Source organism: Neokomagataea tanensis (assembly GCF_006542335.1).
Taxonomy (GTDB): domain Bacteria; phylum Pseudomonadota; class Alphaproteobacteria; order Acetobacterales; family Acetobacteraceae; genus Gluconobacter; species Gluconobacter tanensis.
Genome location: NZ_CP032485.1, coordinates 1474233 through 1488800 on the forward strand (window position 1 = coordinate 1474233; position 14568 = coordinate 1488800).

At 54.0% G+C, this 14568-nt stretch carries 14 protein-coding genes; 11 read left to right on the forward strand and 3 right to left on the reverse strand.

From position 1 onward, the window contains the following. Positions 1-9 precede the first annotated feature (9 nt). The gene (locus tag D5366_RS06775) at positions 10-645 is read right to left on the reverse strand and encodes a nucleotide exchange factor GrpE (protein ID WP_141492820.1); all 636 of its coding nucleotides are present in this window, start codon (positions 643-645) and stop codon (positions 10-12) included. Positions 646-862: 217 nt separating this feature from the next. Here D5366_RS06775 and D5366_RS06780 point away from each other — a divergent pair, with 217 nt between their 5' ends. Next, complete coding sequence (locus D5366_RS06780; protein ID WP_141492821.1) at positions 863-1612, forward strand: response regulator transcription factor; 750 nt, start codon at positions 863-865, stop codon at positions 1610-1612. A gap of 225 nt (positions 1613-1837) precedes the next feature. After that, positions 1838-3550 carry a stimulus-sensing domain-containing protein gene (locus D5366_RS06785; protein WP_170211104.1) on the forward strand — a complete coding sequence of 571 codons (1713 nt, stop codon included), beginning with the start codon at positions 1838-1840 and terminating at the stop codon, positions 3548-3550. 13 nt (positions 3551-3563) lie between these two features. Here D5366_RS06785 and D5366_RS06790 read toward each other — a convergent pair whose 3' ends face one another. Then, positions 3564-3914 (reverse strand): endoribonuclease L-PSP, encoded by a 351-nt coding sequence (locus D5366_RS06790; protein WP_141492823.1) that lies wholly within the window; start codon positions 3912-3914, stop codon positions 3564-3566. 120 nt (positions 3915-4034) lie between these two features. On the opposite strand from D5366_RS06790, the gene D5366_RS06795 reads away from it, so the two are divergent. The 8 genes from D5366_RS06795 (at position 4035) to D5366_RS06830 (ending at position 11857) form a co-directional block, all read left to right on the forward strand. Further along, the gene (locus D5366_RS06795) at positions 4035-4463 is read left to right on the forward strand and encodes an HPr kinase/phosphorylase (protein ID WP_141492824.1); all 429 of its coding nucleotides are present in this window, start codon (positions 4035-4037) and stop codon (positions 4461-4463) included. Between the two features lie 78 nt (positions 4464-4541). Further along, entirely contained in the window at positions 4542-5588 is a 1047-nt protein-coding gene (gene rapZ / locus D5366_RS06800) for an RNase adapter RapZ (protein ID WP_141492825.1), read from the forward strand. Continuing rightward, positions 5585-6094 (forward strand): PTS sugar transporter subunit IIA, encoded by a 510-nt coding sequence (locus D5366_RS06805; RefSeq protein WP_141492826.1) that lies wholly within the window; start codon positions 5585-5587, stop codon positions 6092-6094. The genes rapZ and D5366_RS06805 overlap by 4 nt, the downstream gene beginning before the upstream one ends. A gap of 14 nt (positions 6095-6108) precedes the next feature. Beyond that, entirely contained in the window at positions 6109-6390 is a 282-nt protein-coding gene (locus tag D5366_RS06810; RefSeq protein ID WP_141492827.1) for an HPr family phosphocarrier protein, read from the forward strand. Further along, positions 6383-8230 (forward strand): phosphoenolpyruvate--protein phosphotransferase, encoded by a 1848-nt coding sequence (gene ptsP, locus D5366_RS06815; protein ID WP_240775199.1) that lies wholly within the window; start codon positions 6383-6385, stop codon positions 8228-8230. The genes D5366_RS06810 and ptsP overlap by 8 nt, the downstream gene beginning before the upstream one ends. A gap of 80 nt (positions 8231-8310) precedes the next feature. Beyond that, positions 8311-9390, forward strand: a complete 1080-nt coding sequence (locus D5366_RS06820) for a branched-chain amino acid aminotransferase (RefSeq protein ID WP_141492829.1) — start codon at positions 8311-8313, stop codon at positions 9388-9390. 491 nt (positions 9391-9881) lie between these two features. Then, positions 9882-11102, forward strand: coding sequence for a molybdopterin molybdotransferase MoeA (locus D5366_RS06825; RefSeq protein WP_141492830.1), 1221 nt, complete (start codon positions 9882-9884; stop codon positions 11100-11102). Positions 11103-11260: 158 nt separating this feature from the next. Beyond that, entirely contained in the window at positions 11261-11857 is a 597-nt protein-coding gene (locus tag D5366_RS06830) for a hypothetical protein (protein WP_141492831.1), read from the forward strand. Positions 11858-11902: 45 nt separating this feature from the next. On the opposite strand, the gene D5366_RS06835 is transcribed toward D5366_RS06830, so the two are convergent. Then, a complete protein-coding gene (locus tag D5366_RS06835; protein ID WP_141492832.1) occupies positions 11903-13042 on the reverse strand; it encodes a type III PLP-dependent enzyme in 1140 nt (379 codons plus the stop codon). 536 nt (positions 13043-13578) lie between these two features. On the opposite strand from D5366_RS06835, the gene D5366_RS06840 reads away from it, so the two are divergent. After that, complete coding sequence (locus D5366_RS06840) at positions 13579-14538, forward strand: YihY/virulence factor BrkB family protein (RefSeq protein ID WP_170211105.1); 960 nt, start codon at positions 13579-13581, stop codon at positions 14536-14538. Positions 14539-14568 lie beyond the last annotated feature (30 nt).

Here is a 14568-nt window from a genome sequence, read left to right on the forward strand (position 1 = left end):
ACGTCTGGATTAAGCGGAGGTGTCGAGGCCTGTCGTGGCCTTGTCGCCGCTAGGTGCTCCCTTGGCTACAATAACCATGGCAGCTTTAAGCAGGCGTCCTTTGAGCAACCAAGCAGGCGTCCATGCCTGCATGACATGTCCTGGCTCGTGCTCATCGGAAGGCTGTTCGGCCATGGCTTGATGCAAGTTTGCGTCGAAGGGTTTGCCCGTTGGGTCTTCGCGCGTGATGCCATTGCGCTCAAGGATGCCTAGGAAAGAACGCTCGGTGCTTTCGAATCCTTCGCGGAGCTTTGTGATGAGCGAATCTTCATCTTCAGCCTGCGGAGGGAGCGATGCGATGCCGCGCTGAATGTTGTCAGCTGCTTCAACGACGTCTTTGGCAAATTTTTGGATGGCGAACTGGCGCGCATCGTCCACATCGCGCTTGGCACGGTTGCGGACGTTTTGTGCTTCAGCTTCTGATCGGACCCAGCGGTCTTTAAAATCAGCGACTTCAGCTTCTAGCGCAGCTATGCGTGCCTCAGGGGAGGTATCCTCTGCAGCTTGTTCAGCTGTCGCGGTGGTTTCGTCATGTGCCACGGTGGTCTCGACGCCCTGCTCAGGCGCGTCGTGGGCCGTTTCCGGGGTGTGGTTTTGGTCTGTCATGTCACGACCTTTTTCTCTGTGGGACGGGCCGACACGCGGCCCCGTTCTCCACAAGGACATAACGCCGATTCCTCCGAAGGCAAGAGGGAAGCGTTCAAAGAGGGGTTGCAACTGGCGCTGATGTCATTGAAATGCCTTTATGTCAGCCTGAAATAGGGTGCTGTTTTGCGCCATTCGGGTGCAATGTTATTTTTTCTTCAGGAGATGGATCTCTTTCATGGAGAGCACTCGCCCTTTTTCATCATCACCTGCGCCGTCACCGGCTGCGCCTATCATTGCGCTTGTGGATGATGACCGTAACATTTTGGCCTCTGTGCAAATGACCCTCGAAGCTGAAGGGTTCATCGTGCATACTTATACGGATGGAGAGAGTGCCCTACAGGGTATTGTGTCGCGCCCTGTGAGTTTAGCTGTGCTGGACGTTAAAATGCCGCGTATGGACGGCATGGAACTGCTCCAACGGCTGCGTGCGCGCTCCACATTGCCAGTTATTTTCCTCACATCGAAAGATGAGGAGTTGGACCAATTGATGGGCTTGCGCCTCGGGGCCGATGATTACATCACCAAGCCGTTTTCGCAGCGTCTGCTCATTGAGCGGATCAGAGCGCTCTTACGCCGACAGGATGCGAGCCGAGCGGAAGCGACTGGCACGGCAGCACGTGGTGCAGCCCTTGTACGAGGCCAGCTGTCGTTGGACGAAACACGGCATCAATGCTTGTGGAATGGCCAAGACATCGCATTAACCGTGACGGAGTTTTTGCTCGTTAAGGCTTTGGCGCTCAGGCCGGGCATGGTGAAGTCCCGCGATCAGCTCATTGATGCTGCTTATGGCGATAATATTTACGTCGATGACCGTACAATCGATAGTCATATCAAGCGGGTAAGAAAAAAATTCCGGCAGGTTGATGACGAATTTAACTATATTGAGACGCTTTACGGCATTGGGTACCGTTACCGGGACGAATGATATTTATAAGCCGTTTTTTGCAAAATTTTTGGGGCCTAGCAGTGTGAGGGTGCAAGCGTGAGTGACGGATCGTTATCCCCGTTGCGGGATGAGGAGCGGCGCGAGCAGGGTGAGGTTCGTAAGCACATTCTTGCTGCTCAACGCGGATTTGGTTTCTGGAAAGGTTTCGTGCGTTTCGTGGCAGTGAGACGGCGTGTCGCCGGTTTGTTGCCACCACGCCGTGCCATGACGCCGCTCTTGGTGCGTATATTGCTGCTCAATATTCTGCCTCTCGCGCTTTTGGCCATGACGCTGCTGTTTTTGGATCAATTCCAAAACTCTTTGCTGGAAACCGATGTGAATGCGCTGCGTGAGCAGGCGCATATCTATGCAGGGGCGGTTGGGCAGTTTGCCGCGAAGCCAGCGCCCCGTGGCCACAGCCTGCCCGGAGAAGATTATGTGCTGGATGTTGGGCTTGCGCGGTCCTTCTTGGCACGCCTGACAGAACCTAGCCCCAACGCGACAGCCCGTCTTTTTGACCCTGACGGGAAGCTGGTGGCGGATAGCCGTGAAGATCGCCAGCCCCATACCGCACCGCACCTCGAACGCAGTACTACCCCTGCGGGCGCACAACACACGGACGACACTGCAGCCGCTGCTGAGACGAAAGACACTACGCCGCGAAAACTCACAACGGGCCGTTCGGTTGAAGCGTTTTACGATTGGCTCGTCTCATTACTACCGCTCACGTCTAGTGAGGGTATTGTCACGCTCAACACCCCGGACCCGATACCTGACGCCCCCGTTGGAGAGGCATCGAGCGAGGCGAAGCAGCGTGCTTCGAGGTCTGCAGAATTACCGCCTTTTATCCGCAGGCTGCCGGACCATCAGCTTGCAATCACGGTTGTTGAGCCGGTTATCCATGAAGGGCTGACCGTTGGCATTATTCAGTTAACCCGGCAGGCGCCAGAAGTGGATCGCTCTCTTTTTGAGGTGCGGTCTTCGATTTTGTCTCTATTTTTAGTCGCACTGATGATGACGGTCTTACTGTCATTTTACCTGTCTCGTACGATAGCACGGCCATTACTGAGCTTGGCCAGAGCATCAAGAGAGATGCGCGAAGCAGATGGTCGGCGTGATCTCGTGCCTGAGCAGTTGCTCACACGCCGCGACGAAATCGGTGTGTTGGCACGATCGCTGCGTGGAAGTGCGCTCGCACTTTGGGCGCGGATGGATGACATTGAGCGGTTCGCTGCGGATGTGAGCCACGAAATAAAAAACCCATTATCGTCCATTCGTTCAGCTGTGGAGACACTTCCTCGCATCGTGCTGGCTGACCGTCGGGAGCGGCTTTTGTCAATCATGACAAGTGACGTTAAACGGTTGGACCGGCTCATTACCGATATTTCTGATGCGAGCCGTATTGATGCGGAGTTGTCCCGCGCAAGGCCTGAACCTGTTTCGGTCGTGTCTCTACTTTCGATCCTTGTCGAAATGCATCAAACGACGCGTAAGCCTGATGCGCCAATTTTGCGCTTGGATGTGCCGGAGAACGGCCCAGCTTTGAAAGCTTGGGCTGTTGAAGACCGGCTGGTGCAGGTCCTGCGGAACTTGATCGGGAACGCCATTTCGTTTTCGCCTGAGCGGGGTGTAATCGCATTGCACGCAAGCAGCCGGACAATAGCTGGGACCGGCCCGGGTACCGGAAATATCGTTGAGATTACCGTCAGTGACCAAGGGCCGGGTATTCCGGCTGGTAAATTGGAAAGTATCTTTGACCGTTTCTATTCCGAGCGTCCGCAAACAGAGCATTTTGGTCAGCACTCTGGTTTGGGGTTGGCCATCAGTCGGCAGATCATCAACGCTCTGCGAGGTCGCCTTTTTGCGGAGAATGTTATGGGGCCCACCGGGCAAGTGCGCGGTGCTTGTTTCGTCGTCCGCTTGCCCAATGCTGGGTAAGCGCTGAGCGGTTTTAAGCGGTGTGAGAAGCTATGACGCTCAAGGCGATTCTTTGGCCGGGGATAGGAAAGCGCGGGACGATACGCAGCGTCATGGCCGGCTGAGTAGTGGCGAGGGCAGTTTCAATAACATTTTGGCAGTGTACGTACTCTTCGCCCGCACGGAGCATGGCGATAAGATGACGGGTGTCGCTTAGGTTCAGGTTATGCGTTCCCAGAGCGTCTGAAATGGCTGTTAGCGCCTGTCGGCATTCTTCAGCGAGATTAAGGGGGCGCTCCCCCTCAGGGTCAAGCCCATGAAAATCGGCGCAGGACACGTCATTGCCGTAGAGGGAAACGCTATGGTGCAATGCAATATTTGGCATAAAGAATAATCATCCGCGTTGGTGACGAGGAGAGCGTTGAGCTAAAAAGCGCTGTCTGTAGAATAATTATGTTACATACTCCCCCAGTTGCGATGAGGCAAATTCTACGATGCCGAGGCTATGATCCCGCATTCGATACATGCCAGCTGCGTTGCCCGAGATGGGGCTGCTATTGTTATTTATGGTCCGACTGGCGCTGGTAAATCGCTGTTGGCATTGGCCTTGATCGAACATGGTTTTACGCTTGTGGCGGATGATCGCGTCGAATTGGGGAGTGAAGGCGCATCACCCCCAGAGACGATTCGGGGGCTTATCGAAGTCCGAGGCGTAGGTATTTTGGCAATGCCTTGGGTGGCTCCTGTTCCTGTTCGGCTGGCAGTCGCGTTGGGCAGGAGGGCGGACCGTTTGCCACAATCGGAGCATGACCCGCAGACAGGTGCGGTCCTTTTAAGAATTTTAGGCAGTGAATACGGCGATGTTTCCCGTGTAAAAGCTGCGTTTGACGCCTGTACCGGCCGTTACGAATGGGTGGCAGGGGCGGGAAAATAGAACAAGAAAACACTGTTCGCTAAAGTTTGAGAGGGAAAAGGTTTTTTTCTGGGGCAGAAAGCGGCTATTTTGTGTGCCATGTCACTGCCCAACCCTTCAAAAGCGGAAATTGGCCTGCCGGAACGCTCTGTTGCGGAGCAAGCAGCCACAGATTTTCCGGCCAAAGGCTGCTCGCCTCAAAACTCCGAAGATGTTTGTGACGGTGCTGGCGTATTACGCCATATCCTGATCGTGACCGGCCTCTCGGGTGCGGGGAAATCGACGGCGTTGCATGTGCTGGAGGATCTCGGGCACGAGGTCGTGGATAATCCGCCACTCCATCTTTTGGGGGCTTTGGTGCCGCGCCGTGGTGAGCGTTTGGTCATAGGCATTGATGTGCGGAGCCGTGGCTTTGAAACGCCGCGTGTCTTGCAAGAGCTTGAGCGCCTTAAATCTCTGCCAGATTGTGATGTTCAGCTAGTCTATGTCACCGCTGAGCCAGATGTCTTGCTACGCCGTTTCACGGCGACGCGGCGGCGGCATCCTCTGGTGGCAAGTGGTGCAATCAGGCCGGGCATTGAGCAGGAGGCAAAGATTCTGGCACCGCTAAGAGCGGTGGCAGATGCTGTCATTGATACATCCGATTTGCCTGCTCCAGAACTGAAGCGTTTTATTGAAACGCGCTTTGGTGGAGGTAAAGGCGAGGGGTTGACGGTTGTCCTAGTCTCCTTTGCATATCCTGCAGGTCTGCCCCGAGAAGCGGATATGGTTTTTGATGCACGCTTTTTGCGGAATCCGCATTATAATCCCGAGTTACAGCCAAAAACCGGCTTAGAAGCCGATGTCGCTCAGTATGTTCAGGCTGATGCGGCCTATGAGCCCTTTTTTCAGGGTATTGTAGACATGTTGGGATTGGTGCTTCCGCGTTTCGTGGAAGAGGGTAAGAAATACGCCACGATTGCCGTGGGGTGTAGCGGCGGCAAACACCGCTCCGTGACGATCATCGAAGCTTTGGCGCGTGTTTTGCCTGAACTTGCGCCAGTTGGGCCGTTTATGGTCAGTCACCGTGAGTTGGCCCGTCAAGGAATATCGACGTGGCGCTGGGCTGTACCCCCGAGTGGGAATGTTGATGGGGCAACTATATGATTGGTATTTTGCTGGTCATGCATGGCCGGCTCGGTGAAGTTCTGCTGGAAACCTTGGTTCATGTCGTTGGGCCGCAGGCCCAGATTGAGTGTTTGGCGGTAACGGATCACGATGACCCTGTTGGCTTGAAGCCCCAGGCGGATGAGGCCGTTGCCCGGTTAGATACTGGGGCGGGCGTTCTGGTTCTGACAGATATTTTTGGTAGTTCTCCATCTAATTTGGCCCTGTCGCTTCGCCAAGCCGAGCGGGTTGAAGTACTTGCCGGTGCAAATGTGCCCATGTTGGTCAAGCTGGCTAAATCACGTGCGTGCTTGGATTTAACAGGCTGCATCGACGTTGCGATGTTGGCTGGTCGAAAATATATTGCGGCGGCGTCTCAGTTGCCTAATCCCTGCTTGCAAGGCGGGCCGCGCTCTGCTTGTGATGCGAGTGTAAAAGTTACACGGCCCCGCGGCCGTCGTATACGAAACTGGTATCGCCCAAGGGCGTCTTCTCTCCTCTCTTAAAAGCTGAGACTTTCATGAGCCAAGATCTGTTCGTACGAGAATTGCGGATCGTAAACCGGCTAGGGCTTCACGCGCGTGCGGCAGCGAAATTGGTAACCACAGCAGAGGGTTACGAGGCGGAAACAACGGTTGAGCGCGCGGGTAACGTCGTTTCAGCATTGTCGATCATGGGGCTGATGATGCTTGGCGCAGGCGAAGGTGAGACTATATTGGTGCGTTCGCATGGGCAGCAGGCGAGAGAGGCTCTAGAGGCGGTAGTTGCGCTCATTTCAGACGGGTTCGGTGAGCGTGACTGAAGCCGGTCAGCGAGGCCGGGCACGTACCAAGCGCGGCCAGTCGCGTATTCTGCGCGGGCGAGCCATAACGCAAGGCATCGGGCTGGGGGCGGCTGGCCGGGTCGAAGCGCTTCCGTTGCCAGAAATTACAACCCGAATCAGCCGTTATGACGTGGCGCAAGAGAAGCAGCGCTTTGAGGAGGCTGTGGCACGGGCGCAAAGGCAAATTGAAAAAATACGACGCCGCTTGGTGCGTCTGCCGGAAAGCGGCCGTGATGACGTATCTGGTTTATTGACAGTTTATGATCGTATGCTCGGACCATCACGGTTGACGCGGCAGGTGCGGTCAAAAATTTCCGATGAGGGGCTGACAGCTGAGGCTGCTGTCGCAGAGGTTAGTGCAGAACTGGCCCAAAGCATCGTTGCGACGGCTAATATCTCCTTACCCTCTACTGATGAGCAAGATGCGGCGGCCGCTTCTATGCGCCTAGCGGGTGAGTTCGAGGAGATAGGTCGGCGTCTGGTTCGTAACCTGACCGGTGTTTCGTATAGGGCGTTCTCAAGCCTTCCTGAAGGTGCTGTTCTGGTTGCGGAGCAGTTGCGCCCAGCAGATATTGCTATGATCGACCCCGCACGGGTAGCTGCTGTGGTGACTGAAGGAAACGGTGGGGCAGACCACACGGCGATTCTGCTAAGGGCGCTGGACATTCCTGCGATAGTCGCTGTCCCGGGTTTGATGGCTCAGGTCGCAGAAGGTGACATGCTCGTCGTGGATGCTCACTTGGGCACCATCACAGTCAACCCGAACGCGACAGAAATGCGTTTAGCGCGTGAAGCGGCCTCGAAAGAGGCTCGGGAAAGAAGAGCTTTTGGCCGCATCCGTCGTCTTCCTGCCGAGCTCAAGAGTGGCGAGGCGATTGAGCTTCTAGCAAATTTGGAACTTGCTGCCGAATTGCCGATGTTGATGCGGAATGGTGCAAGAGGCATCGGTCTGCTGCGGAGCGAGTTTTTGTTTAGCGATGAGGACGACCTACCGGACGAGGACGGGCAGGCCGAAGTTTATCGTGCAGTGCTTGACGGTATGGCAGGACAGCCTGTCACAATCCGTGTTTTCGATTGGGGTGGGGAAAAGGGCCAAGACTACCTGCGTTATGCTGGTCAGCCCCAGCCGGCTGTTGGTGATAATCCCGCTTTGGGTTTGCGCGGTATACGCTTGCTCTTGAAAGCGCCGGAGGTGCTGGAAACTCAGTTCGCAGCTATTCTCAAGGCGGTAAGCGCGGGTGACGGGCAATATGGCCCGGTGCGGGTTTTGCTACCTATGGTCACGTCCGTTGACGAGGTGGTTGCGGCGCGTGAGATTTATGAACGTGTGGGCAGGAATCTCCGTCGTCAGGGCGTAGATTTGCCGGAGGTTTTGCCGCCATTGGGCGTGATGGTTGAAACACCCGCCGCAGCACTCATTGCTGATGCCTTGGTCCAGCACGCCGAGTTTCTCGCCCTCGGTACGAATGACCTGACAATGTATACGCTTGCGGTCAATCGGGCTGATGCGGCGGTGGCCGACCGTTATAGCCCGTTGCATCCGGCTGTTTTGCGTTTGATTGCAACAACTGCTGAGTCAGCCTTAAGGGCTCACAGGCCGCTTTCGGTCTGTGGTGAAATGGCAGCTGACCCAAAAATTGTAGCCCTCCTCATAGGGCTAGGGGTCCGCAGTTTTTCTATGAAATCTGCCTCTTTGCCGAGAGTAAAGCGCTTGATCCGCACGATCAGCTTTGAAGAATGTGATCAATTACGCAGAGAGGTCATGCTGATGACCGAAGCCGATGCGGTGCAGGACGTTGTAAGGCGTTTTGCAACATAACAGCGGGCTAGTGTGCAGTACGGTTCTTTTATGCCAGAATGAGGGTGTTATTTAGGACCATAAAGACCGAGAGCGTTTGCATGACCAATTTTATTATTGAGCCTACTGCTACTCCAACAGATCCAGCACGCCGTGCTGAGCTTGTGGCAAACCCTGTGTTTGGTCGTGTTTTCACGGATCATATGGTCACGATTCGTTTTACGGAAGATAAGGGCTGGCACGAGGCTAAAGTCAGCGCATACAAGCCCCTGAGCATCGACCCTGCATCAACCGTTTTGCATTATGGGCAAGAAATTTTTGAAGGTATGAAGGCGTACCGCACCGCTGACGGCCGGATTTCTGCCTTCAGACCGGAAGCGAACGCTCGTCGTTTTGCAGAATCTGCGCGCCGCATGGGAATGGCTGAACTTCCTGAAGCACTTTTTGTCCAAGCCGTAGATGAGTTGGTCAAAATTGACCGCGCCTGGGTACCATCAGGGGACGGTCGCTCCTTGTACCTGCGTCCGTTTATGATCTCTAACGAGGTCTTTCTTGGGGTGAAACCTGCTTCAGAATATTTGTTTATTGTCATTGCATGCCCTGTCGGCAGCTATTTCAGTGGCGGGGCAGTGTCTGTTTGGGTTTCCGAGCATTACACGCGTGCGGCGCCTGGGGGTACGGGTGAGGCCAAATGCGGTGGGAATTATGCAGGAAGTCTCGTCGCGCAGGCAGAAGCGAAAGAGCAAGGGTGTGACCAAGTGCTGTTCTTGGATGCACGTGAGCGCCGCTACATTGAAGAAATGGGCGGTATGAATGTGATGTTTGTCCGCGATGATGGCGTTCTGGTTACTCCGCCTCTCGGCGGAACCATTTTGCGTGGCATTACCCGTGACAGCCTCCTGCGTATTGCTGCTGACAACAACATCACGATTGAAGAAACGCAAATTGACATCGACGACATTTTCGAGGGTGCGGCTTCAGGGCGTTACCGTGAGGCTTTTGCGTGCGGTACGGCGGCTGCATTGTCCCCGATTGGTCGTTTGCGGCGTACGGGTGGTGAGGCAGTTTTCGGAGATGGCTCTTCGATTGGACCAGTCTCTGCGACGCTGCGCCAACTGTTAATGGGCATCCAAGCAGGCCGTAGCAATGACGTGCATGGTTGGATTCACCCTATCGTCTGAGAGTGCGCCGTTCCTTCCCGGATAATTTTCGGGAAGGAATGTGAATGTTTTATTATTAAATCATACAAAAATCAGGACAAAATTGCCTTTTAATTAGGCAAAATTTTCATCCGTTAGGTGATGCTCAAAATTTTTTTTAGAAAATGCCGACATTGCATGAAGATATTTCTCTCAAAAGGAATGTAGCGAAAGGGCTCCTCCAAGGCGTTGAAATCGCAGATAATACCAAGGCGTTCCGACCACCCCGAATGTCCGTTAGGGGAGGTGGGGGGAGATTAATCGCGGCAAAAAGCGGCTCAAAAAGCGCCGGACGCTGCCTTGCGAATCCGAATAAATTTCCGTTAACTTTGATCAGATTTCAATTCAGTCCCGTATTTGGCTGGAGGTTACGGCATCTGTTTGAGGGGTTTTTTGAAGGCTTCTCACCGTTGCCGTAGTACTGCCTGCCGAAGTGCTCGCTGCGCTCAATACGGTCAAGACAAGGCCTGCATATGAACGAGTTGATTGCCGTTGACCGTGCATCGTCACTTGTATGGGAACACGCAGGGGATTTTGGAACGGTAAGGGTTCCTCTGAACAAAGCTGTGGGGCGTACCCTGCGTCAGGTTGTACGGGCTGAACGCGACCAGCCACCTTGTGATCGTGCTGCAGTCAACGGTTATGCTGTGTGTTCGGCAAGTATTCCCTCCAATGGCGTCCTGCACGTTACTGGTTTGCAAAGGGCAGGCCGTGCCCCGTTGGAGTTTCCTCAAAACGACGGCTGCTTGGAAATTTTGACCGGTGCCATCATTCCTTCGGGCGCAGACGTGGTTATACCGGGTGAGCGAGTACAACGGCAGGGCGACTTTATTACGGTTGAGCCCGAGGCCTTGCCTGAGGTCGGAGCGTTTATTGACCGCCAAGGTACGGTGCGGCAGGAAAATTCGCCTCTGCTGGAACCGGGTATAGTGCTCAAAGGCCCTGTATTGGCTGTTCTTGCAGCAAATGGCTTGCGGGATGTGCTTGTCGCGGCTGACCCATCGATTGGGGTTTTTGCTGTCGGTGATAGTTTAATTGCTGTTGACGATGACGGTGAAGAAGGTCTTGCTCCGTGGGAGATCCGTCGCTCCAGTGAATACGCTATTACCGGGGCCTTAAATGACTTTGGCTTTAAGCGCGGCCAACGCCGTCATGTTGCCAATGTCTCTCATGAGATTCATAATGCTCTGGCAGAAGAACTTGCTACGCATGATGTATTGATTTTGGGTGAAGGTGGCCCATTTGGCGCAAAAAGTGCAGTAGCGGACGCGTTGAGAGACCTTGGTGTTAATATTCTTTTTGACGGCGTAGCACAGGAACCTGGTGCCGCGTTTTGGTTTGGCGTGGGACCAGAAGGGCAGCGAGTATTCGGATTGCCCGCTGACTCAGTCGGCATAACTGTTTGCATGCGTCGTTACGTCTTGCCGCTGTTAAAGCGCGGGCAGCAAAGGTTGATTGGTAAGCCGCCGCGTGTGGCGTTGGCGGAAGCCGTACATGCTTTAAAGGGGCTCACACGTTTTGCTGCGGTTGGCGTGGAGCATGACCAAACGGGCAGGGCGCTGGCTTACCCTAGAAACATTGTTGTCTCAGGTGAGTTTGGCTCGTTGCTTGAGGTCGATGGTTTTGTTGAGGTTGCGCCAGCTCTGACAGAAGCGGATAAAGAGCGGGAGGTAGTTCCTTTCTACGGCGTATAATTTTGATTAATTTTTTTTGAGGCGGCCTTCTTATCAAGAGAATGGCCGCTTTTTTTGTACGAACGGCATGCTGCGCAAAATTGAATAAAATTTTCAGTTGAAGGTGCAAATCATTCTCATTTAAAAGGAACATCTACTGAGATTCGGAGATGTTTCCCATGCCTCGTTCTACCGCCCTTGCCTCTGAGAGCATCGCGTTTCAACCGACATTGTCTGTAGCATCAGGACAATGGCGCGGCCTTGATGGTTTGGCGCATCCACGCATGAATAAAGTGCGACAGGGCCACACGATTACTATGCAGCAAGATGGTGTGCGTTCGGTTTTTAGTCTGACTGATATGTGCTGCTGCGAACGTCTGGCTTTATGGAGCTTAAGATGCTTGTCGGGTCATTTTCGTGTTGCACCGTGCAGAGAGACACGAACGACAGATGGTATGTTCCCAGAAATTTTCGCACCATTGTTTGATGCTGCAGAACAAGCATTTTCAGAGGCTCAAGATTTGATGAAGGCTTCTGGCCAAGAGGGTTTGGATATTTCTCGGCCGGGAGCGCAATTTCTTACAAGAACTGAGTCTGCTTTGATCGAAGCTGTCCGCGCCGCACAAAACGATGACTCTGTGGCTGTTGGCGCGATTTTGCAGAGCCTGATGCTGAATGCGGCCGTAAGCGCCCATGTGAAGTCTGCGTTGACGTTACTTGCAGAATGCATGGCAGGAGCAGGACACTGGCTGCTGCAAGAAGGCGAAACGGAATAATTTTAAGAAAGGGGTTCCCCCGCAAAATGCGGGGGATTTTCAGTTTTAGATGTAATGTTCTTCCAACGGAGGGAAGCCATTGAAACCCGTTGAGCAATAGGTTGAAACGTAAGCACCTGTTGCGAGGATTTCGATGCGGTCGCCGCTTTTAAGTGCGTTTGGCAGTGGAACGCGGTTTTTTTCGTACATGATATCAACACCGTCACAGCTTGGGCCTGCCAAGATGCAAGGTGAGCGTGTTTCGTCTGATTGATCATGGGGGGTACGGAACAGATAGCGGATTGCCTCGCCTTCTGTCTCTGCCATACCACCAAAGCGACCAATATCCAGATAGACCCAGCGCGGATCTTTTTCTGCACCACCGCGTCGGCTGGCCAAGATAACTTCCGTGGAAACAATGCCGGCACGCCCTACCATATAGCGGCCTGGCTCAAGCAGGAGCTCGGGGTGTTCGCCCGGGAAGTTGCGGTCTAATGCTTTAATGATGGTTTCACCAAAAGCGTGAATATCTGGCACATCACGATTATAAGTCGTTGGGTAGCCGCCGCCGAGGTTCAGCATACGGATATCAATGCCGTCCGCTTTCAGGCTGCGGTATAGCGCGCCAGCTATATCAATAGCACGGTCGTAAGCTGCGACGCCTGTCTGCTGGCTGCCGACATGGAAAGATAGACCATGAGGGATGAGGCCAAGTGACGGTGCGCGGCGCATCAACTCGCCCGCATGTGCAGTGGTCGTGCCGAACTTGCGTGATAGCGGCCAGTCTGCGCCTTCATTCTCAACTGCCAAGCGGCAGAAAACGCGCGCGCCCGGAGCATGCTCGGCAATTTTTTCGAGTTCTTCGGCACTGTCAAACACGAAAAGGTCGATGCCCATTTCGCGCGCCTGACGGATTTGTCCCACCTTTTTGAGGGTATTGCCGTAAGAGACTTGGCTTGGCTGCGCGCCAGCTGCGAGGCACATTTCAATTTCAGGAATTGATGCCGCATCGAAGCATGAGCCAAGCGCGACTAGCTTCTTTAGAATAGCGGGTGCCGGGTTCGCTTTTACAGCATAGAAGATACGTCCCTCGGGGAGGGCTTCCGTCAAATTCTTATATTGCTGCTCCACGACGTCGAGGTCGACAATGAGGCAGGGTGTTGCGGGTGATTGTTCAGTTAAGAAACGAGTGATTTTGGGAGTCATTCACTCAAATTCCCCAAAAACGTACTCAGCAGGGATCGCTCTCGCCCTGCGAGTGTGTTGCGAAACGGTCGAACGGACCGGCGAAAGCTGGAAACTCAAAAGAGCCCCTTAAGCCAGAACGCTTGACGTCGTTGCGTAACCTTCAGAGGGCCAGTGGCACGTGCGTTGCTGCGTGGAGCGGGGTATTAAACGATCTTGTTGGAAGCGCAAGTGGAAAACATAATCAATCCGCATACGTAAGAAAAAGCGTGTCTTTTTCGTCCTAATTTCCCAAAGGCATCATTAGAAAGTGCAACATTTATGACCGCTCATGCGTAAAATGCTGCGTAGAGTTGCGGTAAAAACCGCATGAAGAGCTAAAGCGATGTTGAGGGGCATTTTGAGTGAATTCACCTCCTAATTTAAGAGCCGATTCCTCATCGGACGAACACCCGGTAGAGGAAATCAGGCAGGCTAAGCCAGATCAGGAGGGAGTGCGCCTTGCGCGCAAGCTTAGCGTGGAGGCACCTGGCACGGGCGCTGCTTCGCCTGTCTCAATGTCCAAGGCTGGATGGAAGCTTGTTTTAAAGCAGGTACTGTCTGAGGTTCGAACTACTCAGACGTCTATCTCTGCGGCTGGATGCGCGTTTTATGCGACTCTGTCGATGTTCCCGGCCATTAGTAGTTTGATATCGGTTTATGGGTTGGTGTTTGATCTGCAAACAGTCGAACCTCAATTGCAGGTGTTACAGCACATTCTTCCAGGGGCGGCTTACTCACTCATCGGGGATAGAATTCACCAGTTGGTCAGCCAACCTCATTCGTCCTTGACCATTGGGTTGGTGATTTCCCTTTCAATAGCGCTCTGGTCGGCGTCGGCCAGCACCAAGTCCATACTCTCGGCGTTAAACCTGGCGTATAACGTCGATGAGACACGAGGCTTTATTCGTTTTCAGGCAACGGCTTTTGGGACAACGCTGGCTACGATTCTGGGAGCCGCATTAACGCTCGCGCTCATGGTTGCAGCGCCTGCCATCGTCGACCATCTGCCCAAAATATTGCTGCATGTTTTCGGGCTACGTACTCTGCCGCCGCCGTTCGATATGCTGGTGTCTTACGGAGCGCCCTTGGCGGTGCATGTCGCGACCCCAGTATTAATGCTGCTTTTTGTGCTGATAGCCATGAGTTTACTTTACCGATTTGGGCCTTGTTACAAGGCAAGCGGTTGGCGTTGGGTGTTTCCCGGCTCCATGCTTGCCACAGTTTTGTGGGTACTCAGTTCCATGGGCTTCTCGTGGTATGTTGGTCACTTCGCGAGTTACGGGGCAACATACGGGCCTTTAGGGGCTGTGGCCGCTATAATGATGTGGTTCTTCGTTAGCGCATACGTCGTGTTGGTAGGCGCGGAGCTCAACTCGGCTCTCGAAGATCGGCGTCGTGGGATACAACCACGAATCACGGGGTCGGAGCGGCCGGATCCCGTTACGGAGGCTGCCGCTTTGGAAGAAGCTGGCTAGCCAAGGCACATGCTGGGGCAAAATAGTGTG